Below are 26,441 nucleotides of genomic sequence, written 5' to 3' on the forward strand. Positions count from 1 at the left end.
ATGAAAATTGAACAAAGGAAATGTCATGGCTATGACTACGCTGTTTTTCACATTCCAATTAATGACGGTATGGTGTACATGAAACAGCGATTACAACCGTCTGATGAGGATTGTTACTTTGTTATATTTGTAGACAGATATAGATTTGAGTCGGTTTGGTTTAAAGGCGGCAGTGGTGTTGCTCCTGAATTAGCTAGAGGAAACGAAAAAGCATGGCGTAAAGATTACAAGTTTCATCATGCTGAACGTGGCTTTAGTCATGGAATAGAAAACCCTGTACCTTTGGCTGTTATGCAAGCTAATTATGATTATCCAAGAGTTGGGTTTACTGATGGAATTACTAGAACAGTTTGGTTGCTAGCGAATGGTGCAAAAAATTTTCCTTTATTCGCGTTCAATAAAAAAACGGCAGAATACTTGTATAAATATATCGGAATAAAGGGTTCTAAGGTTTTTTCAAATAATGAATTAATTACTTATTTAAATGATGGTTTGTGGCGCAAATAGTTAATAGCAGTCTCTGGTGTTGGATTTTTGCCAAAGCGTAGCTCATATAGATAGGATAAATAATCATCTAATCCTTCTGCGTGGTTAATAGAAAAAACGCCTAGTTCTGAACTGAAAAAACCTGTTTCTTTTTCAATGGCTTCTAGCAACTCTCGATATTCATCTAGCTGTTTTTCTAGCCCTCGACCATCATCAAGGCTTCTTGCATCGATGATATGTTCGGGTAACGCATTAATGCGCTTTAAAAAACGAAATAACAGTGCTTTAAATGTTGTCATGCTCATCTCCAAATCTGAGAATGTCGGAATATATTGTTGAATAAGGAATTAAATGTAGGTAAGCATCTGTTCCTTCTGTCACTTCTACCAAAGTGTTTATACAAGAAATAAGTTCGTCTATGGTTTGCTCATGCAATTCTGGCGTATCTTCGATTGGTTGGTCACATAGGCGACAACTCAAAGCTAAAGCTTCGTCCATTCTGCTCTGATAAGGACTGGTTTTGTTTTCTGGCTCATCTAACCAATTACCTATCAAAACGTTGAGTTGTAGTGCCATAAGCTTTCTTATTTCAAGATAGGCGTGTTGATAATTTAAAACTGACAATGCTATTACCTCCATTTTTGAGCAAGTTTGATCGCTCGTGGTTGATCGATTCGGTTGCGCCAGTTCTGCGTGGTTAATGATTTTTTAAATCGCTTTTCTGGTGCGATCAGCGCGTATAATCCATCTCGATTGAGGACGTTGCTTAAAATATCCATGTGTGACCATCGAACAAATGCACTGCTTGCAAATGTAGGGTGAAACTTAAACCCTGTAGGGAGGTTTACTAGGGCGGCAAAGGCGATATTAGGGGTAGCATGAGGCTTAGGATAATGACCGCCTGAACTCATAATAGTGACGTCAAAAAAAGGCACTATGTCTTCAATTTTAAGGTATTGAACATCCAGTCCATTCATGTGGGCTAGCCACTTCCCTACCCCCTCTTTTAACTGCTTTCTAATTTCGCTGCGAGGAAATTTTAAATCAGGCTGAGGCATGTATGAGCCGTACACAATAATGCGCTCAAGCTCTTTTTCGTGGTCTTTGGTTGGTTCTGTGTGATTGATGTTGGGTAGCCCTTGATGCAGCGCGTGTAACTCTTGAGAGTCAATAATCGGGTCAAAACTTTCATCATCAAATCTCATCAAAGCGTATTGCATGATATTCCTCAAAAGTCGGGTAAGTCGTCGTCTTCATAGGTGACGTTGGTTAATTCTTCCAATGCTTCCTGATTGGATTCGGGTTGCGGATCTTTGCTCTTTGCTTCTTCTGGTAAGTTATCTAATGGGGATGACAAATCCATCGGTGAAATAGGTGCGCTGAGAATAGGGATCTCAATTTGTAGCTCTCTTGCCGCGATCGCATTGTCCAGTTGCGCTTTTGTCGGAATGCCTTTAATCGCGCCCAGTGAAGGTGACATAGCCTTGAGGCGGTCGATAAAGGGTGATTCTTGGTAGTAATGGATTTTGTCGCAGTAAATGGGCTTTTTACCGCGCATCATTATGATCATTTTTTCAAACGGCATTTCGCGCAGCTCTTGGGGAAGCATTAAGGCGCGTTTGGTTTCACTTACAGTAATGCTTCTGCCGCCTTTCCCTGATGTTCGCTGAATGCTTTTTACCTTGACGGTGGTATCGCCTAAAAACTTTGAGATACTTTCTGCATCCTCTTTTTCAGGGGTAAAGAGCAATTGCGCTTCATGGTTGCTAATTAGCGTTTTTGATGTGTCTTTACCGTACCCTTCTGGCTCTTTCGCTTCGGCTTGTGCAGGGTTTTGAATGATGGTGAGCAGTTGTAATCCGTAACCTGCAAAGTAGTTATTGGATTTTGCGATGATCGCGCTGCGCCCCATTGCCGTGAACTCGTCCATAAGTAGCAAGACTTTGTATTTCAGCTCTCGATTTTGTTCTGGCAACTCTTTGGTGTTGAGGTTTATCAGGTGGCTAAAAAAGAGATTCAAGATACGGCCTGATACGGGAATGTAATCAGGGGTGATACCGATATATATTGTCATGCGCTTTTTACGCAAATCGTGAAAACTGAAATCGTTGGCACTGGTTGCTGCATCAAATAATGGGTTTTTCCAGTCAATCAATGCGGCTTTCATGGTGTTCATTACGCCTGATTGCCCTTTTTCTTCGTCTAGGGCGAGAAAGTCTTGTAAGGCTTCAATACAGTCAGGGCTTAAATCAGGGCGACTGGATAGGATTTCCTCAAGATGTTCTTTGATTGGCTTACCTTTACCTTTGGATTGGCGGTAAATCTCTCCAATGGTAAACGGCAAACTCGGGGTCTGGTATAAGTACAATGCGAGTCCTACAAAGAGGTTTTGCGCACTAGAAGCAAAGTATTTTGATACCGCATCCCCTGTGTCAGTCGGAAAGAGCATTTCAGCAATCGTCAGTAGGTCTGGAATGGTTAAGTGACCACCTCGCACATACCCAAGTGGATTGTAACGGTGCGTTTCGCCTGACTCATCGAACGGGTTAAAGAGATAAACCTCTTGCTTTAACACCACTTGTCGAAACTTGGAGGTAATAGCGAAGTTTTCTTTTTTGAAATCGGTGACAACGCAGCTTTGCGTCCAGCGCAGTAAGTTGGGAATGATGATGCCTATCCCTTTTCCTGTACGGCTTGCTGCGGCGAGAAAGACAAAGGCGTTGCCCGTGTAGTACAAGAACTTCTTACCCATGCGACCAATTAAAATATCTTTGCCGTCGTCTTTGTCTTTGGTGAGCTTGTTTTTCGCGATTTCTAAAAGGGTCGCCCAGCTTGCATCACCATGCAAGGACGGTTTTTTCTCGTGAAAAATAGCGAGGATAGGAAGCAAAAAGACACTGCCAAACCCCATCAATGCGGAAAGGTTTAACGACTCTTGGTAACGTTCGTGTTCGTGGTAATCAAGCCAGTGCCACACAAACGTTAAGGGAGTGACAAGCGCAAGGTTGCCGTCATTCATCACAAAGTAAATCACGCCTGATAAATAGAGGGCGGCGCAAAATAACACCGGAATGGCAAGCACCATTCCAACGATTTTTTTTGTTGGCATATTGCCTCCATGAAAAAGCCAGCAGTTAGCTGGCTTTGCGATAGGTACGAAGAATTTGATAGATTTTTACCGTCACTCGCTCACTGTCTCGCCATATAAGCCAGCCAAAAGTAGTAATGACGCTGAGGTGAAATAACACGAATACTCCCCCATCTTTGAGGGCAATCAAATCATTGATAGGCAGTTCTATCAGTGTTGTTAATGCTGGCTCGTCGAGTACAACAAAGACAAAGAGGAAAGCTGCGCCAGCTTGTACGGCAAAGATTTTGATGAATGAGGCAAAGGCATTGAACGCGTAGCGAATAAAATCTACGGCAAGCTGGCTTCTGTTATTTCTTTTTGTTTGGGTCATACCAAATCTCCGTTATATGACGACCTAGATTCTCGCTCGAATGCACGTCATTGGTGACGTGAATAACAATATCCACCACTTGGTACAAAAGACGCTTAATCACGTCATAAGGTAGAGCCTGTCCGCGTGGGTTTTCCATCGCCATCATTGCCAATCGCTCAAAGCAAAGCTCTGCACTATTGGCATGACAACTTGTGATACTTCCTCCATGCCCTGATGCGTTCACGTTAATAAAATCAAACGTTTCTGCCCCACGTAGCTCTGCCAGCATGATGCGGTCAGGCTTCATGCGTAGACAGCTTTTGAGTAGTTTGGCTGAGGTAACAGGTTCGTGTGGCATTGCTTCACTTGGGTAAAACAGATGTACCTTGTTTGGGTGATTGGGTAAAAATAGCTCTGGTACGTCCTCGATAGTGATAATGCGTGTATGAGAGGGGATATGCTCCATCAACGCTTTCATAAAGGTGGTTTTACCGCTGCCCGTCCCCCCTGCTATCACGATGTTCTTTTCAAACTGAATCGCTTTGATTAAGAACTGATACACATCGGTGTCTTTAAGGTGAAGAAGTTCAGCTTCATGCGGTAGTAACACATTTTGAATCGGTCTTATGTGCTCAAAGTAACCATCGTTGGCGTAGTCATTGGTCGTTCGCGTAAAAGGTGACGGCTTACGGATGGTGACGCTCACCGTGTTAGGGCTACACGCTGGCGGTATCACAAACTGAACACGCTCACCTTTGGTCAGTACCGCAGATAACGCGGGGGTTATGACGCTGATGTTGTTATCGGTAAAAGCGGCAACCGAGGTTGCCATACTTAACAGGTGTTCAAACGTCAGCTCTGGAACGTCAAAGCGTGTCCATTGGTTATGTTTTTCAATCCACACTTCACCTGGTCTGTTAATGGCGATTTCAGTAATCGCTTCATCACCAAGCCAAGGGGAAAGCGGCTCAAACAAAAAACGCACTGAGGCATCATTATCAATATATTGGGTCATTGCATGGCTCTTAATTGGTACACGGTAGAAAAATCAATGTCACGTGCGATGAATATCCCCACACGTTCGCCTTGGTTCTTGTAGAAGGTCGGCGGGATATTGATAGTTGCTTCCAAGGCTTTGGCTGCCATGGTTTGCGCTGCTTCTGATGAGTTTTCAAAGTTATTGACGCTTTGACCGCCGTTGGTGGCAGCGTAGGCGGCTAAATCATCAACCAGTGACAGCATCATAGCCCCACCAAATCGCGCCCAGAAATGCGTTTCAACATGACCCGATACACCCGCCGCACCGAGGCTATCCGTGGCTGGCGAATCAAGATTGACTATCACGCCGTGAGGGGTTTTGATTCTGTCCCACAGCACAAACAAACGACTTTGACCTTGTGAGAAGTTGGCACGATATTCCCCTGTCACTTCTGAGCCTCGCTCAAGCAGTAAGGTTGTACCGTTGTCACTAAACACATCACGGGTTAAGGTGCATTTGGTCATGCCAGCAACGGTTGAATCCATGCTTGTGTTTAACACGCAATCGATGAATACCCCTTTAGCCAGCAGAAAGTCACGGTTGTAGAGCATGGCTGCGACAGCTCTTGGGCTTTTTGTGCCTGACAACATGCCGCTTAACGCCCCGCCGCCTTGTTGTCCCTGCCCCTCACTGCTTTCATCGAATAACCCAAAAGCGGATGTGGTTTGAGTGGGGGATTGTTGGAACGGATTGGGTAAATTGGCAAGGTTTGGGGTGATACCCAGCTCTTGACCACTGCCACTGCCCCCGCCTCCTTGCGGCTTACTGCTTTTGTCTAAAATGCGAGTTTTGATTATCTCGCTTGATGCGCCGTCACCTCGATACCCATCCACCGTATCGACCTTGGATTGGGATTTTTGCGCGGCTTCAAACTCTGCTTTTGCGTCAAGGTAGGCTTGTTGGCGTATCGCTTCAAGGTCTACCTTGTCGCTGGCGGGTTCATCAGTATCAAACTTTTTGCCTTCGACTTTTTCTTTTGCCGTCGAGGGCTTCGGCACATCGTTAAACTCAAATGACCGCTTAACCTTGTTTTCATCGCTGACGGTTTGCGCTGTGGTTGAAGTTCGGTCACTGCTCTGTTTGGTTGCCACGTCCTCCCCTTCACCATCGATGCCAAAAATCAACAAGGCAGTGACCGCGAGAGCGATTGCACAACCGACTAAAAAAAACGCCACCTTCTTTTTGTCAGGCGGCGTTTTGTTGGGTGTTGATGCCTCTAGGACGGCTTCGCCATCAAAATCATCATTCATTTGACCTCCTTGACAACGCGCTCAACCGCTTCTAGGGTTGTCGCTTTTTGGTTATCTACGTGTAAAGCACCAAAGCCCATGTTATGTACACCGACTACCGCATCATCAAGACGGAGCACAAAGGTTTTGGCAATACGTTGAATCACAACGGTATCTGGGGCGACAGGGTTGATGTGACTGTTAATTAAGGTTTCTTTCCCATCGTCTGCAACCATGAAAATAGCGGGTATTTCAGCATTAGAGGCAAAGGTGAGATAGGTAAATCGACCATCATCGTAGACCGCTTTAGGGGCAATAGAGCGTGAGAATTTTCCTACTTGCATTGAGTAGTTCAGATTTTTTGGTCTGATTTCTTGTTCGCGTTTGAGCTTTTCTACTTGTGCGGCTTTCGCTTGCGCCTCTTGCCTTGCCTTTTCTTCTGGATAAAGGAATGTTAAGCGGTAGGTGTTGGCTCTCATGCCTCGTGTGCCTGTCCCCAAGGTTAAGATAAAGGCGTAATTGCGCTTATCTGTCACCACCATTAAGTTGGTGCGCCATTCTTTCGGGTTGGGTTGTATGCTGATTTCCTTGCTAACTTCCTTTCCTTCATAGTCAATGTAGCTCTCAATCCCTTTGGCAGATTGCGGCCAGATAAAGAGGTTGTTATCGCGCTTTTCCACTCGCCATCCGTCAGGAAAGCCTGTTTCGACATGCACAAGCTTTTCGCTTTTATCAACGATGAGCTGCGTCACCATGCCAGTGACGGCGGTAATGTGAACCACATCATCATCACGGTATTGACTGTACTGAATGTTACTGTCACGTGCGGATTGATATGGAATATCAAGAGCTAAAGTCGGAAAAGAGTAGGCACAAAAAAGAAGGGCTAATGTGATTTTTCTCATTGTATTAACTCAGGGTCTACGCGGTAGCTTGTGACTTCAAAGCCGATTGGGTTTAACAATCGCTCTGCGTCTGAGCGTGGCGAGAGGTTGTAGTTATAGGCAAGAGTGGCAACCCATCGCTGAGTTTGCCCTTGCCCTGCGTCATCGGTGGCTTTGATGGTTTTTTCAAAGCGTACTGTAGCGATATTGGTGTGAACGTCACTGACGATACTCAATATTTTAATGTTGGCTTTGATACGCTTCCCCCACTCTGCGTCAAGGGCGTTATCCCCGTCATAAATGGCGGCGTATTCGGCTTGTACATTGGGGCTTGAGAACGCCAGTGTCATATCGTAGTCGCGCTGGATGGTGTACCAGTCGTAAACTTCACGCCAGCTTACGTAGTTCGCTATCCAGTAGCGGTCTAATGCTTCTTGCTGCGTAAAGGTGGTTTCATTCAGCGCGGCCAACAGTTGTGTTTGACCGGACTGTTTATCGACGGTGACAAGATAAGGTTCAACCGTTTTCAAAGGCATTAAAAGAGCAAGGGCTATCCACGATAGCCCTGTTAACGCACATGCCCCTTTTGTTATCGTCCAAGCTCGATGTTCGGACTTTGCCAGCATGACCGATTTTGACGCTTCAAAATCGAGCGCGTCAGGGGTTGCAGTTGATTTACTCATGGATATTAATTTTCTCCATTGGGGCGTGTTGATAATCGGGGGCAGCGCAAGCACTGAGGGCAAGCGCGATACAAAGAATGAGCAGTTTCAAGATAACTCCTTATAATGAGGCTTGTTTTTTCACCGCTTTTGCTTGTCTCACTTTTTCTAGATAAACAGGTATCCAGTCACTAGGACTCTCACCTACTTCCTCTATAGCTTGTTCGAACAATGGAAGCTCGTCTGTGCCAGCGGATAATATTGCCAGTTCATCGTCCATATCAGGCATCGCAAGACTACAAACCACAGAGTGACCACCTTGTTTAATCAGGCACAATCGGCTCGTGTCACCAAAGCCTTTTAATAGGTGATATTCCCTATCGGTTAAGCCAAATCCTTTGGTGTATTCTTCATACGACTTTTCGGATGACATTTTGGGATTCGGTAAGAAGATTTGCGTTGGGCTAGATTGCACTAATGCCGCCCCTTGGGGTGAGTCAAGGAGTGATGAAGGGAGCTGTGTAGCAAATACACCAAAGCCGTTTTTCTTACGAATGGTGAGCTGCTTGTCACCAACAAATTCTGTAAAGGCATCATCGTTAACCCATTTCCACGCTTCATCCATGATGTACATGAGTCGCCGTCCATCAATCACATCATTTAAACGGTGCAGTAAGTAATAGGAAATAGGGGTGCGTACCGCGTCATTATCTAAGAACTCCGTTCCATCAATGCCGATATTACGCGCCACGGTAAAATCCAGCTCATCGGTTGGGTTATCGAATACCCAACCAAACTCCCCCCCACGACACCACTTTCTCAGGCGAAGCTTGATGCTGTTTTCGATTTCTTCTTTGCTTGTCCCTACCGCAATGTTTTGCATTACGGTTGTGATTGCGCGTAACTCTTTTGGCATACCCATGACTGTATCAACCGCGCGACTGATGGATTGTTGGTCAAATTCCGTCAGGGGCTTAATCGGCGAATGAGCTAAAAGCTTCACAAAGTTTTTCAAGAAGGTCAGGTTTTGTGGGGTAGGCTCTATCTGAAAAGGATTAAAGCCCGTTGGCTGACCGTTTTGAACTTTGAAATAACGACCGCCTAACGCCCGTATTGCCACTTCTGCGCCACGGTCTTTGTCAAAGAATACCGTCGAGAATTCATCCCCTTGTGCGTATTTTTGCGCCTGACACAAAAACAAACCCAGAGCCACGGTCTTGCCTGTTCCTGTCATGCCGATGACTATTGTGTTACCAACCAGCTTTCTACCAAAACTATCTACCCCTTGTGGGGATTGGTGAAAGTTGAAGTAAAACGGCTGACCAGATGGGGTTTTTAATCGTGTGACCGCATAGCCCCACGGGTTGCCGTCACGCTTACCCACCAAAAAGCCAAATAATGGCGCAAAGTGTGCAAAGTTTTTACTGGTGATGCCGGCCACTCGTGGGCGGTATTGCCAGTTAGCAGGAAGCTGCGCAAAAAAAGCAGCATCGGTCGCTAGGCGAATGACGGCGGGTGTCACATCTTTATCGCTCAAGGCTTTTTCAGCCATGCCGCGATACTGGCGAGCCTTTTCAACCGTGTCAGCAATCACCATTAAAGAGAAGTGATATTCCCCCATTGCAAACTGACCATCGGATAAATCATTCATAGCTTGATTCATCGCTTGAATTTGGGTGATTGCCCCATCGCCTGAGTTAGCCAATGCACGTTTACGGGCTTTTAAATACCCTAAACCTTTCTTGCGCGTCATGAAGCTCATGCTTTGAGTCAATATCAGCTCATAAGGGGCGTAGAGAAAGGCACTCCAAAGACCAGAGCTGCTTTGCTGGCAATACTCTTTGATATCGATGCCCTGCATGTATCGAGATGACCCTAGGCAATTTAACTCTATGGTTTCTTTGGCAACGCGAACCCATGCATTCCCCAAGGCAGAACGGACTTCGCCGATAGGCTTTTTCACGGTTTGCCATTGACCTGTCAGTAAGTAATTAAACAGGGTTAATGGCTCAGAGATACCAGAATGAGTGACACCGAGAGTTCGGCACACATAGCTCGATAAGTTAGTTTGAATACGATGTGCGATTTCATCAAACGCTTCGAGTTGTGCCTCTATGCGAGAAGTCACCGCCTCAATGTTCATTGATAGCTTTTTAGACAGTGCGCCACGTTCAGCGCGCTGTACCGCGGTAATGTATAACTCGTTAATTAACACATCATCGTTAAAGTCACGGTTGTAACGCTTATCAAAAGTGGCACTGAATACATTATCAAACTCCCCTTCGATTGAGTTCGGTACGCGGTGGCGTATGCCGTGAACCCATAGTGAAAGGTTGTTTTCAGATAAACTTTTGTGAAGGCTATTGAGCCTTTCAAATGCCAACTCTAACTCGTCATTATCACGAGTTTCAAAAGAGATACCTTCAACACGGAACACGCGCATCATTGCCCCGTCGATGGTGGTTAACGTGGTGTCGTTTAGGTGTGAAGAATAGGGAATGAAATTAACAAGCTGCGCTTCCTTGTTAATCTCACTGGCGTACTTGGTTTGCGCGTTCATTGCTTACCTCGCTTTTTAAATTCAATCGGACTGTAAACGGCTGCGTTGTGGAATGTGGCGTTACGTCCACTTTTTCGACGACATAAGAACTTGAGCCACAGCAAGTTAAAGGCTGCATCGTCGCGCTTGGCTATGAATCGCATTACCAGGTAATGAGGTATCAAAATCAAAAGTGACAGTAGCGGCAAATAGAACAGAAAGTTAAGCCACACCACAACCAGAAGGATGATGCCGACAGAGACAATTAGGGGTTTAGTGGGGACACCTGCAATCATCGCAGTTCGAGTACAGGCTTTAAAAATGGGTTCGTTCATCGCGCCTCCCAAAAGAAAAACGCTCACAGTGTGAGCGTTGATATTGAACATTATCCCAAGAGGTAACGGGCAATTTCACCCGCACCACCGATGAGTAGACCAGCCACGACGATGTTAAGGGTTTCCATAACGGTAGCGTCTTGAAACAGGTATTTGTAGCCCGCCCACATTAAGGCAACAGTCACGGATGCAATGGATGCACCACGTAGAATTGAGGCGATGTTATCCATGAAGTCGTTGACTTTTGACAACCCACCAGAAGCGTGTGCCAGCTCAGGGTCAAGTAGAAAAAAAGCCGCCAGAATCACGGCAAGCGAGATATTAATCTGACGAGTAGAGAGAGAATGAAAAGAGTTTGTCATTGTTGTGTGCTCTTTAAAAACCATAAAGGTGTGTACCATACACACCAAAAAGCCGCTTACTGAGTGAACAATAAGCGGCTTTATGCTGAGTATGGTTTTGATGAAGGCATAGCCTTATCTTGTGCCACGGCGAATTGAAGATAGGTTAACTTCAATAGCAATAAGGGCGAACCCTTGATGAATTTACTCACGAGAGTAAATCAAGCATTTTTAGAGACGAGTAATCGTCTAATTCTTGAGGCATATACCCCAAGTTGCGAAGCGGATCAGTTTTTCGATTGATCGCATTCGCTGAACGCAACGCTTTCTCATACGCAGATAACGATCGTTTGAATCGACGACCTTTTGTTATTGGTTGTGAACGCTTTGGTTTGGTAACAAATCGAGTGCTGCGCACTTGAACAATTACAGCCTGTGTAGGCTTATGTTTTAAAACTTTGGTTTGCATTTTACTTATAAAAAAAAGAGATAAAGAAGCCTATTCACATTAAGGTTTTCTAGGCAATAAACCGCCCCTAGCCACCGTCTGCTAAACGTGGGGTGTGTTTGACGAATTATTCTCTGGGCATTCGTCGTCGAGATGAACTGTGCACAAAATACGTTGTCTCAACGTTTTCGGTACGGTGTCATGTCTGCCGTGGCACAAGTTTTTAAAGAACCCAAGCATGTGAGAAAAATGCTTGTATAAGAGTTATTTAACAAGAATATTAATCAAAAGTCAACTTTGTTTACATGCAATGTAAACAAAGTTGACTTAAGTTCTGTTATAAGTGCATGATTAATAAATGAATTTATGTGAAAATGCACTGTTTGAAAAGATTTACGATTATCGGGGGTCTATACAGTGTTATTTAAAAAAGAGTCGTTCGACAGCATTGGTAGTAGAGTTAAAATGGCTATACATATGCGAGGAAAGACGCCTTCCGATATAGAAAGAGAGACAGGAGTCTCAAAAAGTTATATATCGAGGGTTATAAATAACAAGATATTAAATCCAAAAAAATTCATTAAAATGCTCTCAGAGCATCTAGGTATTTCTGAAACATGGCTTGTAGACGGTGTAGGAAGTATAGATAGCCCTTCAGAAAATAATATTCGAGTTTTTGATATAATTAAAAATAAAACAACAAATTCGATAGTTGTATATGACAATGAAAAAAGTATATCTAGTAGTAATCTTTTAGGTTGGAAAGGTTTTACACATTCGCCATATAATGAAAACTCAATAGTAGTAACTACAGGTGATTTTAATAATACAGATGGAGAGTATGTTTTAAGGAAAGACAATGAATTTTTTATTGCAATGAGAGTAAACTGTGTTTATGAATCTAAATGGCTGATGAAAAAAACGCTTGAAAAAATAGTAAATATATATGATTACGAAGTTATAGGAATGATTATATTTACAATAGTTAGTGGTAACATACGAAAGATTGAGATTACTTAATGCAACTAAGTATATATAAGTTAAATAACAACGATATTGAATATACAGATAACAATGGAAATGAATACACGTCATCATTGGCTTTTGTTGTTGAAAGTCAAATGATTGAATACTTCAACAATGATGATAAATTAGAAATAGTAGATTTGTACAAACAAAGGTACAAGTCGGATCTAGTTGTTGAAACCGGATTGTGGGGGGGAGTGTCGATATACAAAACGTCAAATGTATCTTATCTGAGTATGTTGCGATGTTTATTCTATATGTGTATGTTCATATCAGTACTATTAGCCCCAAGAGAAATTACGATACTCGGCATGAAGCAACCAGGTGGTATCTTGTTTTTTTGTTTATCTTTTTTGTTTATTGATACAATTTGTCAATCCTATGGTTATTTAGCTGCTAGGAAAACTCTTCTTATTAATGCGGTATTAATGTTTATATCTGGAGGCTTGATTTATGCAACATCTCTGTTTCCCGCTGTTTCTAACGATACTGATTATCAAAAGGTGGTTTTTGATGGTATGGTTAAATTATGTTTTATTAACGGCATTTGTTCATTAATCGCAGATCAAATTAATGCAAAGATTTTTCAAAAAATAAAGTTTTTGACTATGAATCGCTCGTTATGGTTGAGATCGATTCTTTCCACTTTGGTTAGTCAGTTCTTTTTTACGGTTTTTTGGATTTCATTTTTCAAATTTGATAATTTATTTAAATTTGAAACGTATTTATTTATTCTGTCAAATTTTCAAATGAAAGTCATCTTTGCATTAGCATTGATACCTTTGCTTTATTACACGACTTGGTTTTTGTCAAAGAGAATTAAGTTTTGACTTTTTTGCTTCTATAAATACTCTCGGCATAACAAGATTAATGCTGTCAGAGTGTTCATAATAATTATAAGCATATTTTATTAATTTATCGTAATATCCATCAGGAAGAGGGACGCTGAAGTTAGATTGATTGGAATATGCTTTTATTGCTCCTGATTTAAAAATCTTGAAAAAACCATCTCTATCAACACAGTACTTAAAGTCTTTGCTATATAGATTATTAATAATAAAACCATTGTTAGATAATAACTCACTATAATCGACAAGGTTTTCAAGGTGCATGCAAGGGAAGGTGAATGATGGTTTAAGTTCAGGGAATTCATCACGAAAAAAATCATCTATCATAACAGTTATTGATGGGCACCAGTTTTTTTTAAACGATGATTGCACATAAAAGCTTCCGTTGTCAGATAATAGGGACTTTATTACTAATAGCGATTTGTTTATATTTGAAAACCATTGAATGGATGAGTTGGATACAATGACATCAAAGTTTACGCTTAGATCTAAGTTTTCAATATTTTTGTGCTTGTAAATTACATGGCTATCTTTGTTTTTTTTCGCCTCTTTAATCATTTCGCTTGATTTATCGATAGCTATCATTTGAATTGGATTCATTCGGCTGTAAAAAATTTCAGAAACCCGACCAGAGCCACAGCCAACATCTAACACGTTTTGGGGTTTGTAGGGAAGTAAATCACATAGTTCCAGTGCTGCATCTTGTTGAACAATGCCATTCGTATAATATTCCTTAGCGTAATTTTTATACATATTTTCTCTTTATGGTGATTAAAACTGATAGGTTATCGAGTAAACATTACCAGAAATAAAATAAATGGAATACAAAAAGACTTGATGAGGAAGTACGTTTCCACTATAATTTAAACATCTTGAGCGTCATAGTGCATTATATAAAGCACACGCTATATAGCTTGTTCTATATAGTGTCCTTAGCTCAAGTAGAGTGTGTTGGACCCTCAATCCAACTAGATAGCATTCGCAAAGAGCCGCCTTACCGATCGTAGGCGGCTTTTTTGTATCTGTGTTTTTTACTGTTTGATTTTTAACGAGATCTTGTGTAAATTGATGTTTCATTGTTTGGCGTGAGAAACCAAACAACCCTTAAATCGATCGGAATCAAAACATGAACAGACTTTTTCTGTCTTGCCAATTGCAAGCAAAACTCAGACTCAGAACTCAAGTAATAACCAGTAATGATAATGGCTATCTTAATGATATCTGTTTAGGTTATGGCTTAGAGGGTGAGTCAAATGTTAGTCAATAATCCCCCTCAAACTCTTACCAAAGCTGAATACGACAAAGCGTATCGAGCAAAGCGTAAGGCTCGTAAGCATGAGTTGATTGAATTGCATCATGAAGTTGTTTCACGCGAGCAAGAAACCACCCCTAACTTTAAGTTTGGTTTTTCTAAACGTCGTTTGCTTCGTTCAGGTGAATGGGTAGATCTACCGCATGAGTACGCCTATATCCTAAAAGGTTGCGAGGAATACATCACTAACCCTCAACGCTTCCCTAGTCTTTTTGCTTGGGGCGGTGCAGCCGTCAATAATATTCAGTGTAGGGAGCTAATAGCAAAAGCTTTAGCGTGTATTCTACCTAATACCGATTTGATAGGCGGTCGCATAGGTTTGCCGACTGAGGCAGGACTCAAGACTATCAGCTATGACCAATTGCAAGAAGATTACGCTTTACGTTGGGGTGAGTTCATATCGCCTAAGTCGTTTGCTAAAGTTATGAAGTACCTAAAACGTGCCTCTTACGTTTACACTGAACGGATCAACGTGTGTGTGGACGACGAGAACGGAACAGTTCGTAGTGCGGCTGGCTATAAGCAGTTCACGGCTAAATTCTTCAATGACTTAAAAGTCACCACTAAGTACAAAAATATCTGTCAGCTTATTATTGCCACTCGTGAACGAGCAACCAAACAAGGCTTACGCTTTGATTGGTTAAACTTCCGCACGATCGCATCGGGTATTCAAGAGATTTTTAACGCCTCTCGATTAAATGAATACACGGGTAATACATCGAGCTGGTTATCGAGCTACCAAGCTCAAGAACAGCTATCCTTACATCCTCATTAAGAAATCCGCATGTATCCGCTTAACGGCGGAGGCTTCGTCGCACCTATATTAAGCTATCGGTCAAAAATTAACCAAAACAAGCCGGTGTTTCATCGGTTTTCCGGCTTAGTACGTTCTCTTTTGCGCGATGTTAGTTTTGATATGGCCATCTTTTTAAAAGGTAGTGCAAGTAATGGTTTATAGAAATAACCTAAAAGAGCTACTGCGGTTATGTGTACTCCGTAGTTAAACTTTGTATGTATATAAATACTTAAATAAATATAGGAGAAGTAATCTTTAGTTATGGTTCGTGCTGGCTGCTATATTGGAGCGTAGCGGAAATGTAGAGACAGTGCGAAGCCGACAAGCGATAGCGCGTCAGTCTCAGCCCCCACGTTCAACTTGATCGATCCTCTAAAAGCAGTCGCTTCGCTCCAAGATACCTACAGCCAGCATTACGTTATAAACACAACTGTTCATATAGCGCACTAGCTGGCTGCGCTGGTTCTTTCTTTTGTCATCCGACAGGAAACTTCTGTACATGTACGCTTGGTTTCGTGGAACCACACAAAAGCAACAGTGGATAATTTAACGACAGTGACCACATTATCCGCTTCGCGGGTCTAGCAGGGGAAAGAGGTTGATTTTTACGCCTTAGCTATGTCGACCCATTCAGGGATTATAAAACGCGGTTACAAAGCTTCTTACTCGCTACGCGAGCGCGTTCTGTATTCGTCGCACAGCGACTCATAAAAAGTGACAGCCGTAGTCAGCAAGATCTTTTTTGATCTTAACAGATCTTGCTCTCTGCATTTCATTACTGAATACATTGCTAGTGTTACGCTGTAACTATTAGGGCGGGTATTGAAGTCATCTGGAAGGGGTTCTACGCCGGAACCCCAGAAAATTCCGTCACGAAAGCTAAATGCCATCAATAAATACAACAAATAAGATATTTATTGTATTTATCTTATTTATGCAACATCGAAAACCATTCATAAAGTTCTTCATCAGAAAATTCTTGCGCCATTATAGCAATGCTTCTTATAAAATTTGAGCGATCTAGACTTAACTCATCTCCCTTTGAGTATGAGATTGCGTTCAGTCTTTTCGGTATAGAATCAAGATAACCTACTTCTGTTTTTGTCAGTGACATCGTAACTGGTTGTTTCTTTTCTGCGATTATTTTGGGACGCCCGACAGGGTTTGAGGTCTTAGGTTCAGCTCCATCAACAAAACTTGAAGCATCTTTAATTTTGTTTTCCTGTTCTTTTAACTTTGCTCTAGAAAGCATTTATCGACTCCTTTAACAAGCAACTAATCTCAGCCTTAGCTTTACTATCTTTCCATTCATGGACACCTCTTGCAGCACCAAAAGCATCACGATGAGCTTTTCTATCTGCCACTACAGTTCGCATCAGTTTAAATTCAGGATATTCTACTAATAGCTTCTTAGCTGCTTGTCGTTCTTCTGTAGAGTTTGTTGGCGCCATATTAATAAAGATCGACACGCTTAGATCGGGGTTGTAATCACGTGCATGCTCAACAGTTTCGGCCATGTGTTCTAACAACTCCAAATCTGCTTGGCTGGCTTTTGTCGGCATAATCATCAAATTCGCGACTAGCATTGCACTGCGCATTTCTCGACTGTCTCTACCAGCCGCATCGACAATAATATAATCATATTGTTTAAGTTCATGCTTCAGCTGCTTTGTTATATTACCCTCCAAACAAATGCATGGGAAATCAGGCAATTCAGACTCTAATCGACGCTGATTCCAGCGATAAAGTGTTTTCTGTGGGTCAGCATCAATTAATAAAATACGATCCGTTTTCCCTTGATAATGCTCATGTGCCAAAGCACAAGCCAAATTAATAACAGTGTTGGATTTTCCAACCCCTCCTTTTTGATGACCTAATAAAATAAGCTTACTCATAGACTATTCCTTCTAAATTTGGTTTACCAACAAGGTAGCCATCACGATCAAGCTACACACAAAAACCCCAAAAAAGCCCTTTACTAGCACTTTTACATTTGCTCCTTGCAAGTAAGCAAACATAGCTATAACTAAAACAGCAATCGCAAGCCCAAAAACGTAGTGGACATTATTCTCTAGTAGCTCCATAACCTGTTTTCCTTCAATTCGTCAGTAAAGCCGGAAATACAAAAAACAGGCAGATTGAAAGCACCAAGCCAAGTCCAACGGTAATGTACTTATGTTTGTCGCTTGGTGTTGGTAGTACGCCTGTAAAAAGTATCAGGTACACAATCACTAACAGTGATAAACCCATGTAGTAAAAAATATCCACGTCGAATTGCTCCATCTTATTTCCCCTCAGTCGCGATAACATAAATATCATATATATAATATTTATGTTATGCAATATAAATATCATGTATATGATATTTATTGTAATTATAAGAATAAAAGAGGTGATTTAAAAGCATTATACCGCATGTCATTCCTAGAGGCAGATTATGTGCCCTTATGTTCAATGCAACTCACATTATAAAAATCAATAACTTAATAGAATCTTCGCCTTTTAGAAGATTCCATCATGAAGTATCACGAAATGACCAAAAACTATATTTTTCGTGAATTTGAATGCCATTTATCAGTAAAAGAAGCCGCTGAACTTTGTTTTAAATCCGTGAGAAACGTCACAGAGTGGGACAAGGGAAAATTGATACCTAACGAGTGCAAAAGACTAATGAGAATGCACAGAAGACTAGAACTGTCATCAAATAAAGAATGGCAAGGGTTTAAAATGGAAAACTCAAAACTCAGGATACCAACAGGAGATTTGGTATCACCGCAACAAATACTCACCGGACTCGCCCTTATTGAGATCAATTCAGAACTAGAAATCAAAACCTCAACACAACTATTAAAACTATCGAGAGCCATTAGCACCGTAAAAACAAAATAAGAAAAAGGGAGCATAAGCTCCCTTTATCACAATATCGTAGACTTGATTACTATCCTTAATTCCTTATCAACGCGCTCAGTACGCTCAGAACGGAATATAGCGCCAAGATAGGGAATATCCTTTAGAACCGGAACGCCTGAAACGCGCTGGCGTTCATCACTCGATATAAGGCCACCGAGCATTATTGTTTGCCCATCCTTAACGTTAACAACCGTTTGCAATGTTCGCTTATTGGTGATGATATCCGAGGCTATCGAGGAATTTGTAACGGCTTGAGATTCCTGATTAATCTGCAAAACTATTCTATCCTCGATAACATGAGGCACAACCTCAAGAGAGACGCCCACATCTTGCCGCTCAATTTGCTGAATAGTATTACCGCCGTCTGTGACTTCCTTTGAAACCAAAAACGGCACGTTCTGACCCACCGTTACATAGCCGCGCTCTCTATCCATCACCAAGATGTTAGGCCGAGAAAGCAAATCCGTATTCTCATTGGTCTTAACCGCCTTGATTAGCGCCTCAAAATCACCACCCGTAAATATCATTGCGTTATCAGTCGCTAAATCAATAATCGAGGTATTAGTAACAAAGCCAGCGTTTTTCAAGGCAATCTGCATATTAACGCCGACCTCTTGAGAATTATCGATAGAAGTTTCAGTAATGATCGCCTCTATGAAAACTTGTCTTTGTGGCGTATCGATTCCAGATATTAGAACGTCGATTTGCTCTAATTGGTCACTTGTTCCCGTCACGATTAAGCCATTAGTGGAGGGTAATATCTCAACCGTAAAATTATGCGCAGGTCTATCCTTTACCATCTGCTTACTAGTTGCCGATAACGTCGATTGCAACAACTCAGATATCTTAGTATTACGAACATGAGCTAATCGATAGAGCTTAACTAGTGCGGGCTCAATATTCTGTATCGATGAATCCAGCGGCTTAACGACATAGAGGCCATTCTCATACGTCACGTAATAGCCATGCGCACTTAATACGTTATTAAAAAATGAAGCGTACTCACTTTCTTCTAAATTTGGCGCAGTAAAGCTCACCGTACCAACAACGCCAGCACCAACAACAATCGACTGATTTAACTCACGAGCACCCCACGAAACAAATTCAGCAATAGGCGTGTTCGATGTTTCAAACACAGCAGGCTCAGCACGTAAATAAGGTGAAACCGTGAAGAGTGCAGATAGCGCCATAATGTGGAAAACCTTGTAAAACGATAAAGCTGTTTTCCAATGGTTTACGCACAAATGTCTGATTAGCAGAGTGGGGCGCTGTATATATTCGCTCCGCGAGCAATAAGTTTTTTCTTTTTTGTTTTTCTTTTTTAAAAGCAAAATCATAGTAGTCGTCTCCATTTAATCTAGCCTTTAGACTGCACCGAATAACCAACACAAAGAGCGCAGATAAATGTCACGATTGCCCAATATTGATGCTCATTAATAATTAAACATACAGTTGCAGCAATCCAACCAAGCTTGATAGCAACAACAGCTAAAATAGCGATACGATGAAAGGAATTATCATTAGGACTTACAGAAGACTTGCTCATAAGACTCACCTTGAATGAGGTTGATATGACAGCGCGAGACAGGTTCAAACGTATAACCAAGCGCTGATAATTCGACACTGTTTAAACGTGTGCCGTTTTTGTCTATTTCAAAATAAAGTGGCTGATTAGGCATTCGCATGTAACTGACAATCTGATAACCCGTTAAATCGACTTTGGTTATATCGATAGATTTTTCGACGTTGTCAGCAGAAGCGACTTGCTGCACTTGTGGCTCTGGCGAAACTAATTCCGTAATCGCAAATGAAGCGATAGCGCCAGCCGCGAACATGGCAATGCGTGAATACTTGCGGAAATGAATTTTCGTAATACGCATAATATTCCTTAATGTATAAGGGACGGTATATCGACCATGCGTATACCATGATGGAAGAACAGTATAAGTACCGCAGTCATAATGGTCTGAAAACGCTTGTTTAGTGTCGTAAGTGGCGTAAAGGTCTGTACCAAGCAAATGCCATTTATCAACCGTAAGGGATTGAGCGCTATCACCATATTTCACAATACCGATATGCAGCTTTGGTAATGGCAGCCTTAATTGACCGAGAGAAACAACCCTAATCAAAGTCGATATAATGGGGATTTGCATTCTATCGAGACGACGACAAAACACTGTGTGCTCAGCCAGTGCGAGACGAGCTTGTTTATCGACAATTGAAATGTCCTGCACGATAAAGATAATGTCCCATCCAAGTTTACGAGCATGGAGAAACCAGTTGATAACGTCCTGCCTGCTTTTGTCGTTCCAAGTGCGTGAGTTAAACCATGTACCGCATTCGTCGAGCACCAAGAGCCCATTTTTACGTTCATCATAAGAAGTATTACCTTTTCCTAATGCCTCTAAATCCTTAATCGTTGGCTTATCAGGCACTCGATACAGGCGCGTATTTTTCTTGTTACGCCCAAGCATGAAATGAAGCTTGATATCGAGGTTAGTAGCCACAGGAACGCCCCGAAAAAATGCATCTCGGATACGACCAACCGAAATGAGCGATTTGCCAGCGCCTAACTTTCCCGTTACGAAATAAACAGCCATTAGCCTGAAATCTTAGTAATTGCGTAAAATTGCCATTGCCAAACCCAGCGAATAATACGGGCTGAAAAAATAGCACTCAAACAAGGAACAGCATTAGATGGCACGAAATAAGAAAACCCCTGACTTAAACCAGGAGGGGACACATAAGATAAACCCTCGATAATTAAAGTTATGCCAAGCGCTATCGAAGCCGCGAGCGCAATTATCATCGTGAGAACAGTTAAATTAATTGCTAGACCACGACTTAAACGAACCGCAAACCATGCAAGAACCGTCGAGGCCAACTGACCAAGAAACAAGGCAATCGCTGGTATTTTTAGAGCATTGCCAATCGATGAAATAATAGGTAATAACACTACTGGAACAGCCATAATTAGCGCCTATTCAGATAAGGGACAGTGCCAGAGACTGGCGTTACACCGTTAAGTAAAATGTCTATCAAAGTCCAAAGGGTATAGATATACATAAGGAAAGAAGCGATAGCCTTAAACTTAACGGAAAATTCACAACCAAAATCAATTGAACCACCAAATGGACTAGGCAATGAGAAAGAAGTGCAATCACCAATATCAGGCAAAGCACGAATAGCCAAATCAGCCGCGCTATCCATATACCCCTTAATCGGTGAAAGCCTTGATTCATCTAAATATGAATTAGCCGCTTGAGTGATTTCAGCCTCAACAACAGCAAAGCTGCTATTAACGGAATCATTGATTTGGTCTGTAGTCGTCTTAACAAGCGTTGAATTCATGCCCGAAGCACCCTCACAACTTAAAGGGTCTGTATTAGGGTCACAGGGACGAGTCTCATTTAATTTGCTAATAATGGCTCTAGTATCTGCACTAGCGCTATCGGTTTGACTGTTGATAGCACCGACAATACTAGAATCACCTGCCATAATCGCACCCGTCTGTTGGAGTAATAATTGTTTTTCAGCCTCGTGAATATCAAAATCTTGCTTCATTTGCTTATCAATAGTGACGCCGATTTCATTATTAATTTTACTCAACTGACTGAGCTTATTATTAACATCAGAAAAACCCGTGTTTAAATCAGTATTCAGAGCGGTAGCCGCAGCGTTATGATCTCGGTTCATATTTTGAATTGCTTCCAATACCGCAGTATCAGTCGTTTCCTCTGGAATAACGTCATCAGGCTCAGGCTTATCGAAACCTGGCGGCTTAGGATTTGACGTGTCAGGATTGTCGGGATTAAAACCACCACTTGGTGGGGTCACTGGCTTAGTTGGGTCAAGGTCTGCTAAGCACTCAGGCCAATGAGCAGAACCAATAACACAATCAGCAGCCATAACACATTTAAGGTCTAAAAAAGGATCTATGAGGTCGTTACCGTTATTACACTCAGCAACAAAAGTACCACCCTGAACATGACACTCATTATCAGCATCTATAATTTGGTCAATGGTAGATTGACGGTCGCAGAAAGGGATATTTTCACATAGGCCAGTATCAGGATTTAAAACAGTATCACCCTCACAAACAACAGGTTCTTCACAAACACCATTAACCATTTGTTGACCAGCCGGACAACTTGAGACGTAAACCATGCCACCAATGACGGCCTGTTTAGCCTTATTGCCGTCAACATATCGAGCGCCTATACGATAATCACCATAAGTCATATTTAAGACCGCCCCCTTGCGAGAACCGAAACGAACAAAGGTCTTACCGTTACAATAATTTTTAAAAACGTTGTCATCCATCGTAAGACCAACGCTAAGAGCGCAACCCTCAATGAAATAATTAGAATCCAAAGAAGTAATCTGAACAATGGCCGACTGAGCACTAAACGAAGCACCGAGAGATGCAAGTAATAAAACGATGATTTGTTTAATGTTCATTTGTTCACCTAAAATTTAAAGAAAGTAGGGCAGCAACGCCGCCCCACTGATAAAAAAAAGTTAGCTTGCTTTGTTTGCAGCTTTCTTGAATAGTTTCATACCGATAAAACCAACCGTTAGAAGTGTTACGATAGGCCATGCAGCGGCGATAACGTCAGTTGCGAACGTGCTAACCGCTGTAAAAGCCGCTTCCGCTTCCGCTGGTAGAGCAGCAGAGGCAGTTGCAGAGCCAAGTAGAGCGCCAACAATAAGAGTTGCTTTAGTTACGTTTTGTACTTTCATGGTTAATTCTCCTTTTTAGAAAACCATTAGTTAGAGGTGGATACCTCAATTGCTTGTTTAAAAATCAAAAATTGTTTACCGATTACATAACCGAGGACAAGCGATGAACCAAATGACCCAACCATAAATTCGATGGATAACATTAGCGTTGCCCTCCAATAAACCAACCGATACCAAGAATAACCACGCAAAGCGCGATAAAGACCATAAGCTGGAAATTTTCGAGCAGTGCGATTAGCTGATTAAATTGAATATCAGTCATGGCTTAATTCTTACTTATTGCTTTCTGGCAATGCGAACAGGTGGAAGCCAGTCAAAGACACGTGCTTACCTTCGTCATTACCGAAACTGAATGCTTTATATTCCACTTCAAAATTCATGCGCTTACCGATGAATTGCTTTAGGATTTTACCGCCTTCACCGCCATTCCATAGGTCAGTGCCGATTTTTACTTCAATCGTTGACGTAGGGTTAGTAGTGATTAGATTTAGCTTACCAATCTGAATTTGCTGACCAGTTCCACGGTCAGTTTTTGTCTCTTGGATGATGTCGCTATCATCTAAAATCATGCCTTCTAATTTCATTTTTTCGAGTCCTCTATATTTCAGTTTTTTTAAAAGCGGGAGTTATTGACACAAGTCCAAGGGCAATTTCAATGCCTATGCCCAACGGGCTGCGCCCATTGAGCACAGGCATCGAAATCGCCGAAGAGCAAGAGAGCCTCAAGCTCCTCGTAATATGCGCAAGCGTCCTCATATTCTTGGAATCGCTTCTCACACATGCGCTCGTATTCTTTCTCTTGTTCCAGAGCGTCAAAGAAGTCCACAACACCTGTCATGATTTGCTCTTGAGCAGCTAGGAACTTCTCTTTGTTTTCCGTTTGCCAATTGCGGAAGCGAGTGCAAAGAAAAATCTGTTTAAACATTACGCCATTGATGCGACCTTGAGCGGCGTCACCAAAGCGAGTAGGAGAGTATTCGCCCGAAGCTAATAGTTTTTCGATTGCGTCAGGGGCGTTATATTGAACGCGCACAGGCTGGTCTTTGCGCTTAACAAAAACACCACCCATAGCCGCGCAAAAGTCTTTCCAATCACCGATATCAGCAGCCTTGCGAATTTTCTCAAGCATGAAATGCTCAGGTTCTGTAAGGTCAGTCAGCACAGCGTCATCCTCTTTGAATTCTTCTCTAAAACGACGCATTTCGCGCCATACCGTGACCGATGGACCACCGATAAATTGAAATTGACGAATCTGATTAACACGCGCCCAAGAAACAACACGCTCAGCCGCCTCAATACCACTCAGCGACGAACTTTTGTCCGAGTCGATGTGTTTACCATCTATGTTTTTACTTAGGTACTTAGCCACGTAACCAACCGCGCTACGTTCAGAATCAATATATTCAGAAGTGAAACGGTGTTTTTTAGCGCCTTTTTCATTTGGTGAATCTTCAAGGGCTAAACGCTTGAATTCAGCCGTGACAATGTCACGGTGTTCAGGAAGCATAAACAGCAAATAGTGGTGGTGCGGCGTACCATCTTGATGTGGCTCAACGATGCGCATCCCGTAAAGCTTGATGCCTTTTTTATCGAGAATCTTGCCAAGCGCTTGCCAAATATCTAATAGGTAGGTGTGAGCTTGTTTAGCTGTAGGCTTGCGAGCATCCAGCCAGTTCTGATTAACTTTACCCTTTGAAACCGCGTGAAAGCGACTAGGGGTAGTCGACGTATAGAACGCTGAAACGTGACCATTTTCGCGCGCAATTTCTTCAAAGCCACGCAAGCGAGTGAACATTTCACCACGGCGGATTTCAGGATTAGAAACCGACTTGTCAGAAAGCTCAGCAATCGTAAACCAGTTATCCATATCATCCGCGTCATAACAAACCGTATTTTCTAATGCATTACGGTTTGATTGATTACGCTCACGTTGACGCATAACAGAAAAATCAGAACAGTAAACTTGCTTGTTACGCTGAACAAGTGCCAAGTCTCGTGCAACCTGTTCAACCGTGTAAGCGCATTTCTTTCTAAGCTGACGGCGAAGAAATACCTCATCACAAACGCGATTAACCAAAGAAAAGAGCTCACCTTTGTTACTCTTTTCTTTGATTAATTCATCACGGAACGATAGGCCAAGCGAATCAAGTAAACGCATGGCACAAGGGAAGCGCTCGCGCTCTGGCAAAACGGCAATTTGCTTTTTGAAAGCGAAAGACTTAGCCGCAGCTAATGCCTTAATTTCCTCATCAGACATTGCAGCGCTATGGCTGTTTATCATCAAGCGGTTATGAGCTGCCTCAAGTTCAATTAAAGCGGCAGCCGAATCTTTCTTGTTTACAATATCTAAATATGATCGCGTCATATGGCGGCTAAAATCACCATGACGAAAACAAGCACGGTACAAGTCACCACATACTTTGTTGTTAACCGGCGCGAATGTTTCAGATTTATCAATGACAAGAATTTGATTAGCTAACATTTGCGCGTGTTGAGCGCGGCATTTCGCTTTATAGTCAGCAGTAGGAGAAACGTTATTTACATACGTTTGAACGTGGTCAAAAAGATAATCCTTATCATCCTCAGACCAATAAGAAAGGCGGTTCGGGTCAGAGAACTGAACGAAATCAATTGTTTCGAATTTGCCCGGAGAGACTTCAACTGTACGTAACATTATTGAGCCTCCGTAACTAGAGTAGAGAAATGGCGTTTTGGTTGCTCATCAGCACAACCCTTAATGAAATAGTATTCATCGTTGGTAATGACACGGTCATCAAACGATGAATCAATTAAAGACTGACAAGCCTCAATGTTATAAAACGAACTAACATCGTCATATGCTCTGAGAGAAATCTCAGAGGAACCAGAATGAAAAATGACAATATATAAAACAACACAAGTTACGATACCGACAAAAACGAAAGGAGCCTGCTCATAAAGCTCTTCTTTAAATAAGCTCATTGGTCACACTCCGAATGCTCAACATCTAGAACAATTAAAGAGCCGTAACCCAAGAAATCTGCAATCAACTCAACGTGATGAAAATTGAAACTTGAAACCGTTGTACCAGTACCGAACTGGATGAAGTAAGAATTGGTCAATTCGTCGTAATGAAACGAAACTTGCGAAATTGTTGTTTCAGCAACAATAACGTGAGAAATGCCACGACCGCGGAAGTTGAAACCAAGAGCAACAGAAACGGTATTAGCCGAAGGCTTAGTAAACGATGTGATGTAGCTATGAGGGGAACACTTAGGGCGGAACGTTAGTTTCTTTCCGTCATTCTTAATTTCGTAATCCATAACAACCACCTTGAACAGTTGAATTGGCTAAGTGGTTCTAAACGAATGTTTCAAGGACAAACGTCCCCGAACCACAAAGCCAAATTGAGCGCCCGAGA

Annotated in this window: 32 protein-coding genes; 5 read left to right on the forward strand and 27 right to left on the reverse strand. The window is 42.2% G+C overall.

Going from position 1 to position 26,441, the window contains the following annotated elements:
* The gene (locus RH85_RS22115; protein WP_138956507.1) at positions 1–507 is read left to right on the forward strand and encodes a plasmid fertility inhibition factor family protein; all 507 of its coding nucleotides are present in this window, start codon (positions 1–3) and stop codon (positions 505–507) included.
* On the opposite strand, the gene RH85_RS19915 is transcribed toward RH85_RS22115, so the two are convergent.
* From RH85_RS19915 to RH85_RS19970, 12 genes are all read right to left on the reverse strand, one after another.
* Positions 477–785, reverse strand: a complete 309-nt coding sequence (locus RH85_RS19915) for a hypothetical protein (protein WP_006714539.1) — start codon at positions 783–785, stop codon at positions 477–479. The two genes, RH85_RS22115 and RH85_RS19915, sit on opposite strands and share 31 nt — an antisense overlap.
* Positions 772–1,110 carry a hypothetical protein gene (locus tag RH85_RS19920; protein WP_138956508.1) on the reverse strand — a complete coding sequence of 113 codons (339 nt, stop codon included), beginning with the start codon at positions 1,108–1,110 and terminating at the stop codon, positions 772–774. Before RH85_RS19920 ends, RH85_RS19915 begins: the two co-directional genes overlap by 14 nt.
* Positions 1,111–1,115: 5 nt before the next feature.
* The gene (locus RH85_RS19925) at positions 1,116–1,706 is read right to left on the reverse strand and encodes a hypothetical protein (RefSeq protein ID WP_006714541.1); all 591 of its coding nucleotides are present in this window, start codon (positions 1,704–1,706) and stop codon (positions 1,116–1,118) included.
* An 8-nt stretch (positions 1,707–1,714) separates the two neighbouring features.
* The gene (locus tag RH85_RS19930) at positions 1,715–3,595 is read right to left on the reverse strand and encodes a type IV secretory system conjugative DNA transfer family protein (RefSeq protein ID WP_006714542.1); all 1,881 of its coding nucleotides are present in this window, start codon (positions 3,593–3,595) and stop codon (positions 1,715–1,717) included.
* Between the two features lie 25 nt (positions 3,596–3,620).
* Positions 3,621–3,947, reverse strand: coding sequence for a hypothetical protein (locus tag RH85_RS19935; RefSeq protein WP_006714543.1), 327 nt, complete (start codon positions 3,945–3,947; stop codon positions 3,621–3,623).
* Entirely contained in the window at positions 3,925–4,944 is a 1,020-nt protein-coding gene (virB11, locus tag RH85_RS19940; protein WP_006714544.1) for a P-type DNA transfer ATPase VirB11, read from the reverse strand. The genes RH85_RS19935 and virB11 overlap by 23 nt, the downstream gene beginning before the upstream one ends.
* Positions 4,941–6,218: a type IV secretion system protein VirB10 gene (virB10, locus tag RH85_RS19945; protein ID WP_006714545.1), complete on the reverse strand. Its 1,278-nt coding sequence runs from the start codon at positions 6,216–6,218 to the stop codon at positions 4,941–4,943. Before virB10 ends, virB11 begins: the two co-directional genes overlap by 4 nt.
* Positions 6,215–7,102, reverse strand: coding sequence for a P-type conjugative transfer protein VirB9 (virB9, locus tag RH85_RS19950; RefSeq protein WP_006714546.1), 888 nt, complete (start codon positions 7,100–7,102; stop codon positions 6,215–6,217). Before virB9 ends, virB10 begins: the two co-directional genes overlap by 4 nt.
* Positions 7,099–7,764: a VirB8 family type IV secretion system protein gene (locus RH85_RS19955; RefSeq protein ID WP_006714547.1), complete on the reverse strand. Its 666-nt coding sequence runs from the start codon at positions 7,762–7,764 to the stop codon at positions 7,099–7,101. Before RH85_RS19955 ends, virB9 begins: the two co-directional genes overlap by 4 nt.
* Positions 7,765–7,864: 100 nt before the next feature.
* Entirely contained in the window at positions 7,865–10,303 is a 2,439-nt protein-coding gene (locus RH85_RS19960) for a VirB4 family type IV secretion/conjugal transfer ATPase (RefSeq protein ID WP_006714549.1), read from the reverse strand.
* Complete coding sequence (locus RH85_RS19965; RefSeq protein ID WP_050799220.1) at positions 10,300–10,617, reverse strand: VirB3 family type IV secretion system protein; 318 nt, start codon at positions 10,615–10,617, stop codon at positions 10,300–10,302. Before RH85_RS19965 ends, RH85_RS19960 begins: the two co-directional genes overlap by 4 nt.
* A gap of 50 nt (positions 10,618–10,667) precedes the next feature.
* The gene (locus tag RH85_RS19970) at positions 10,668–10,979 is read right to left on the reverse strand and encodes a TrbC/VirB2 family protein (RefSeq protein ID WP_006714551.1); all 312 of its coding nucleotides are present in this window, start codon (positions 10,977–10,979) and stop codon (positions 10,668–10,670) included.
* Positions 10,980–11,823: 844 nt separating this feature from the next.
* On the opposite strand from RH85_RS19970, the gene RH85_RS19980 reads away from it, so the two are divergent.
* Positions 11,824–12,426: a helix-turn-helix domain-containing protein gene (locus RH85_RS19980; RefSeq protein WP_277422405.1), complete on the forward strand. Its 603-nt coding sequence runs from the start codon at positions 11,824–11,826 to the stop codon at positions 12,424–12,426.
* On the forward strand, positions 12,426–13,262 hold the full coding sequence (locus RH85_RS19985; protein WP_006714554.1) for a VUT family protein: 837 nt from the start codon (positions 12,426–12,428) through the stop codon (positions 13,260–13,262). The genes RH85_RS19980 and RH85_RS19985 overlap by 1 nt, the downstream gene beginning before the upstream one ends.
* Here RH85_RS19985 and RH85_RS19990 read toward each other — a convergent pair.
* Positions 13,242–14,033, reverse strand: a complete 792-nt coding sequence (locus RH85_RS19990; protein WP_006714555.1) for a methyltransferase domain-containing protein — start codon at positions 14,031–14,033, stop codon at positions 13,242–13,244. The genes RH85_RS19985 and RH85_RS19990 overlap by 21 nt on opposite strands.
* Before the next feature lie 500 nt (positions 14,034–14,533).
* On the opposite strand from RH85_RS19990, the gene RH85_RS19995 reads away from it, so the two are divergent.
* Positions 14,534–15,367, forward strand: a complete 834-nt coding sequence (locus RH85_RS19995) for a hypothetical protein (protein WP_006714556.1) — start codon at positions 14,534–14,536, stop codon at positions 15,365–15,367.
* Between the two features lie 949 nt (positions 15,368–16,316).
* On the opposite strand, the gene RH85_RS20000 is transcribed toward RH85_RS19995, so the two are convergent.
* From RH85_RS20000 to RH85_RS20010, 4 genes are read right to left on the reverse strand one after another with little or no spacing between them, the layout of a single operon-like run.
* Positions 16,317–16,640 (reverse strand): hypothetical protein, encoded by a 324-nt coding sequence (locus RH85_RS20000; RefSeq protein ID WP_006714557.1) that lies wholly within the window; start codon positions 16,638–16,640, stop codon positions 16,317–16,319.
* Positions 16,630–17,283, reverse strand: a complete 654-nt coding sequence (locus RH85_RS20005) for an AAA family ATPase (RefSeq protein WP_006714558.1) — start codon at positions 17,281–17,283, stop codon at positions 16,630–16,632. Before RH85_RS20005 ends, RH85_RS20000 begins: the two co-directional genes overlap by 11 nt.
* 12 nt (positions 17,284–17,295) lie before the next feature.
* Positions 17,296–17,472 carry a hypothetical protein gene (locus tag RH85_RS23125; RefSeq protein WP_006714559.1) on the reverse strand — a complete coding sequence of 59 codons (177 nt, stop codon included), beginning with the start codon at positions 17,470–17,472 and terminating at the stop codon, positions 17,296–17,298.
* Positions 17,473–17,485: 13 nt separating this feature from the next.
* Positions 17,486–17,671, reverse strand: coding sequence for a hypothetical protein (locus RH85_RS20010; RefSeq protein ID WP_006714560.1), 186 nt, complete (start codon positions 17,669–17,671; stop codon positions 17,486–17,488).
* 234 nt (positions 17,672–17,905) lie between these two features.
* Between RH85_RS20010 and RH85_RS20015 the strand changes: the two genes are divergently transcribed.
* The gene (locus tag RH85_RS20015) at positions 17,906–18,277 is read left to right on the forward strand and encodes a phage protein (RefSeq protein WP_006714561.1); all 372 of its coding nucleotides are present in this window, start codon (positions 17,906–17,908) and stop codon (positions 18,275–18,277) included.
* Positions 18,278–18,303: 26 nt separating this feature from the next.
* Here the strand turns inward: RH85_RS20015 and RH85_RS20020 are convergent, their stop codons facing one another.
* The 10 genes from RH85_RS20020 to RH85_RS20065 form a co-directional block, all read right to left on the reverse strand.
* A complete protein-coding gene (locus tag RH85_RS20020) occupies positions 18,304–19,635 on the reverse strand; it encodes a secretin N-terminal domain-containing protein (protein ID WP_006714562.1) in 1,332 nt (443 codons plus the stop codon).
* Positions 19,636–19,655: 20 nt separating this feature from the next.
* Positions 19,656–19,844, reverse strand: coding sequence for a hypothetical protein (locus RH85_RS20025; RefSeq protein WP_006714563.1), 189 nt, complete (start codon positions 19,842–19,844; stop codon positions 19,656–19,658).
* Complete coding sequence (locus RH85_RS20030; RefSeq protein WP_006714564.1) at positions 19,819–20,898, reverse strand: zonular occludens toxin domain-containing protein; 1,080 nt, start codon at positions 20,896–20,898, stop codon at positions 19,819–19,821. Before RH85_RS20030 ends, RH85_RS20025 begins: the two co-directional genes overlap by 26 nt.
* Positions 20,898–21,269: a DUF5455 family protein gene (locus tag RH85_RS20035; protein WP_006714565.1), complete on the reverse strand. Its 372-nt coding sequence runs from the start codon at positions 21,267–21,269 to the stop codon at positions 20,898–20,900. Before RH85_RS20035 ends, RH85_RS20030 begins: the two co-directional genes overlap by 1 nt.
* 2 nt (positions 21,270–21,271) lie before the next feature.
* Positions 21,272–22,759, reverse strand: coding sequence for a hypothetical protein (locus tag RH85_RS22120; protein WP_006714566.1), 1,488 nt, complete (start codon positions 22,757–22,759; stop codon positions 21,272–21,274).
* A gap of 60 nt (positions 22,760–22,819) precedes the next feature.
* On the reverse strand, positions 22,820–23,041 hold the full coding sequence (locus RH85_RS20045; protein ID WP_006714567.1) for a major coat protein: 222 nt from the start codon (positions 23,039–23,041) through the stop codon (positions 22,820–22,822).
* A 272-nt stretch (positions 23,042–23,313) separates the two neighbouring features.
* On the reverse strand, positions 23,314–23,625 hold the full coding sequence (locus tag RH85_RS20050) for a hypothetical protein (protein ID WP_006714570.1): 312 nt from the start codon (positions 23,623–23,625) through the stop codon (positions 23,314–23,316).
* 68 nt (positions 23,626–23,693) lie between these two features.
* Entirely contained in the window at positions 23,694–25,715 is a 2,022-nt protein-coding gene (locus RH85_RS20055; protein WP_006714571.1) for a replication endonuclease, read from the reverse strand.
* The gene (locus tag RH85_RS20060) at positions 25,715–26,002 is read right to left on the reverse strand and encodes a hypothetical protein (RefSeq protein ID WP_006714572.1); all 288 of its coding nucleotides are present in this window, start codon (positions 26,000–26,002) and stop codon (positions 25,715–25,717) included. Before RH85_RS20060 ends, RH85_RS20055 begins: the two co-directional genes overlap by 1 nt.
* Entirely contained in the window at positions 25,999–26,343 is a 345-nt protein-coding gene (locus RH85_RS20065; protein ID WP_006714573.1) for a hypothetical protein, read from the reverse strand. The genes RH85_RS20060 and RH85_RS20065 overlap by 4 nt, the downstream gene beginning before the upstream one ends.
* Between the last annotated feature and the right edge of the window lie 98 nt (positions 26,344–26,441).

This window comes from Vibrio ichthyoenteri ATCC 700023, assembly GCF_000222605.1.
Taxonomy (GTDB): domain Bacteria; phylum Pseudomonadota; class Gammaproteobacteria; order Enterobacterales; family Vibrionaceae; genus Vibrio; species Vibrio ichthyoenteri.

What these genes read in the sequence shown, in the direction of transcription:
- RH85_RS19935 (WP_006714543.1), bottom strand. Translation starts at nt 3,947, where the DNA reads ATGACCCAAACAAAAAGAAATAACAGAAGCCAGCTTGCCGTAGATTTT.
- RH85_RS20030 (WP_006714564.1), bottom strand. Translation starts at nt 20,898, where the DNA reads ATGGCTGTTTATTTCGTAACGGGAAAGTTAGGCGCTGGCAAATCGCTC.
- RH85_RS20045 (WP_006714567.1), bottom strand. Translation starts at nt 23,041, where the DNA reads ATGAAAGTACAAAACGTAACTAAAGCAACTCTTATTGTTGGCGCTCTA.
- RH85_RS23125 (WP_006714559.1), bottom strand. Translation starts at nt 17,472, where the DNA reads ATGGAGCTACTAGAGAATAATGTCCACTACGTTTTTGGGCTTGCGATT.
- RH85_RS20055 (WP_006714571.1), bottom strand. Translation starts at nt 25,715, where the DNA reads ATGTTACGTACAGTTGAAGTCTCTCCGGGCAAATTCGAAACAATTGAT.
- RH85_RS19985 (WP_006714554.1), top strand. Translation starts at nt 12,426, where the DNA reads ATGCAACTAAGTATATATAAGTTAAATAACAACGATATTGAATATACA.
- RH85_RS19915 (WP_006714539.1), bottom strand. Translation starts at nt 785, where the DNA reads ATGACAACATTTAAAGCACTGTTATTTCGTTTTTTAAAGCGCATTAAT.
- RH85_RS20020 (WP_006714562.1), bottom strand. Translation starts at nt 19,635, where the DNA reads ATGATTTTGCTTTTAAAAAAGAAAAACAAAAAAGAAAAAACTTATTGC.
- RH85_RS20000 (WP_006714557.1), bottom strand. Translation starts at nt 16,640, where the DNA reads ATGCTTTCTAGAGCAAAGTTAAAAGAACAGGAAAACAAAATTAAAGAT.
- RH85_RS20015 (WP_006714561.1), top strand. Translation starts at nt 17,906, where the DNA reads ATGAAGTATCACGAAATGACCAAAAACTATATTTTTCGTGAATTTGAA.
- RH85_RS19955 (WP_006714547.1), bottom strand. Translation starts at nt 7,764, where the DNA reads ATGAGTAAATCAACTGCAACCCCTGACGCGCTCGATTTTGAAGCGTCA.
- RH85_RS19970 (WP_006714551.1), bottom strand. Translation starts at nt 10,979, where the DNA reads ATGACAAACTCTTTTCATTCTCTCTCTACTCGTCAGATTAATATCTCG.
- RH85_RS22115 (WP_138956507.1), top strand. Translation starts at nt 1, where the DNA reads ATGAAAATTGAACAAAGGAAATGTCATGGCTATGACTACGCTGTTTTT.
- RH85_RS20050 (WP_006714570.1), bottom strand. Translation starts at nt 23,625, where the DNA reads ATGAAATTAGAAGGCATGATTTTAGATGATAGCGACATCATCCAAGAG.
- virB9 (WP_006714546.1), bottom strand. Translation starts at nt 7,102, where the DNA reads ATGAGAAAAATCACATTAGCCCTTCTTTTTTGTGCCTACTCTTTTCCG.
- RH85_RS20025 (WP_006714563.1), bottom strand. Translation starts at nt 19,844, where the DNA reads ATGAGCAAGTCTTCTGTAAGTCCTAATGATAATTCCTTTCATCGTATC.
- virB11 (WP_006714544.1), bottom strand. Translation starts at nt 4,944, where the DNA reads ATGACCCAATATATTGATAATGATGCCTCAGTGCGTTTTTTGTTTGAG.
- RH85_RS20065 (WP_006714573.1), bottom strand. Translation starts at nt 26,343, where the DNA reads ATGGATTACGAAATTAAGAATGACGGAAAGAAACTAACGTTCCGCCCT.
- RH85_RS20035 (WP_006714565.1), bottom strand. Translation starts at nt 21,269, where the DNA reads ATGGCTGTTCCAGTAGTGTTATTACCTATTATTTCATCGATTGGCAAT.
- virB10 (WP_006714545.1), bottom strand. Translation starts at nt 6,218, where the DNA reads ATGAATGATGATTTTGATGGCGAAGCCGTCCTAGAGGCATCAACACCC.
- RH85_RS19930 (WP_006714542.1), bottom strand. Translation starts at nt 3,595, where the DNA reads ATGCCAACAAAAAAAATCGTTGGAATGGTGCTTGCCATTCCGGTGTTA.
- RH85_RS19995 (WP_006714556.1), top strand. Translation starts at nt 14,534, where the DNA reads ATGTTAGTCAATAATCCCCCTCAAACTCTTACCAAAGCTGAATACGAC.
- RH85_RS22120 (WP_006714566.1), bottom strand. Translation starts at nt 22,759, where the DNA reads ATGAACATTAAACAAATCATCGTTTTATTACTTGCATCTCTCGGTGCT.
- RH85_RS19960 (WP_006714549.1), bottom strand. Translation starts at nt 10,303, where the DNA reads ATGAACGCGCAAACCAAGTACGCCAGTGAGATTAACAAGGAAGCGCAG.
- RH85_RS19965 (WP_050799220.1), bottom strand. Translation starts at nt 10,617, where the DNA reads ATGAACGAACCCATTTTTAAAGCCTGTACTCGAACTGCGATGATTGCA.
- RH85_RS20010 (WP_006714560.1), bottom strand. Translation starts at nt 17,671, where the DNA reads ATGGAGCAATTCGACGTGGATATTTTTTACTACATGGGTTTATCACTG.
- RH85_RS19990 (WP_006714555.1), bottom strand. Translation starts at nt 14,033, where the DNA reads ATGTATAAAAATTACGCTAAGGAATATTATACGAATGGCATTGTTCAA.
- RH85_RS20060 (WP_006714572.1), bottom strand. Translation starts at nt 26,002, where the DNA reads ATGAGCTTATTTAAAGAAGAGCTTTATGAGCAGGCTCCTTTCGTTTTT.
- RH85_RS19925 (WP_006714541.1), bottom strand. Translation starts at nt 1,706, where the DNA reads ATGCAATACGCTTTGATGAGATTTGATGATGAAAGTTTTGACCCGATT.
- RH85_RS20005 (WP_006714558.1), bottom strand. Translation starts at nt 17,283, where the DNA reads ATGAGTAAGCTTATTTTATTAGGTCATCAAAAAGGAGGGGTTGGAAAA.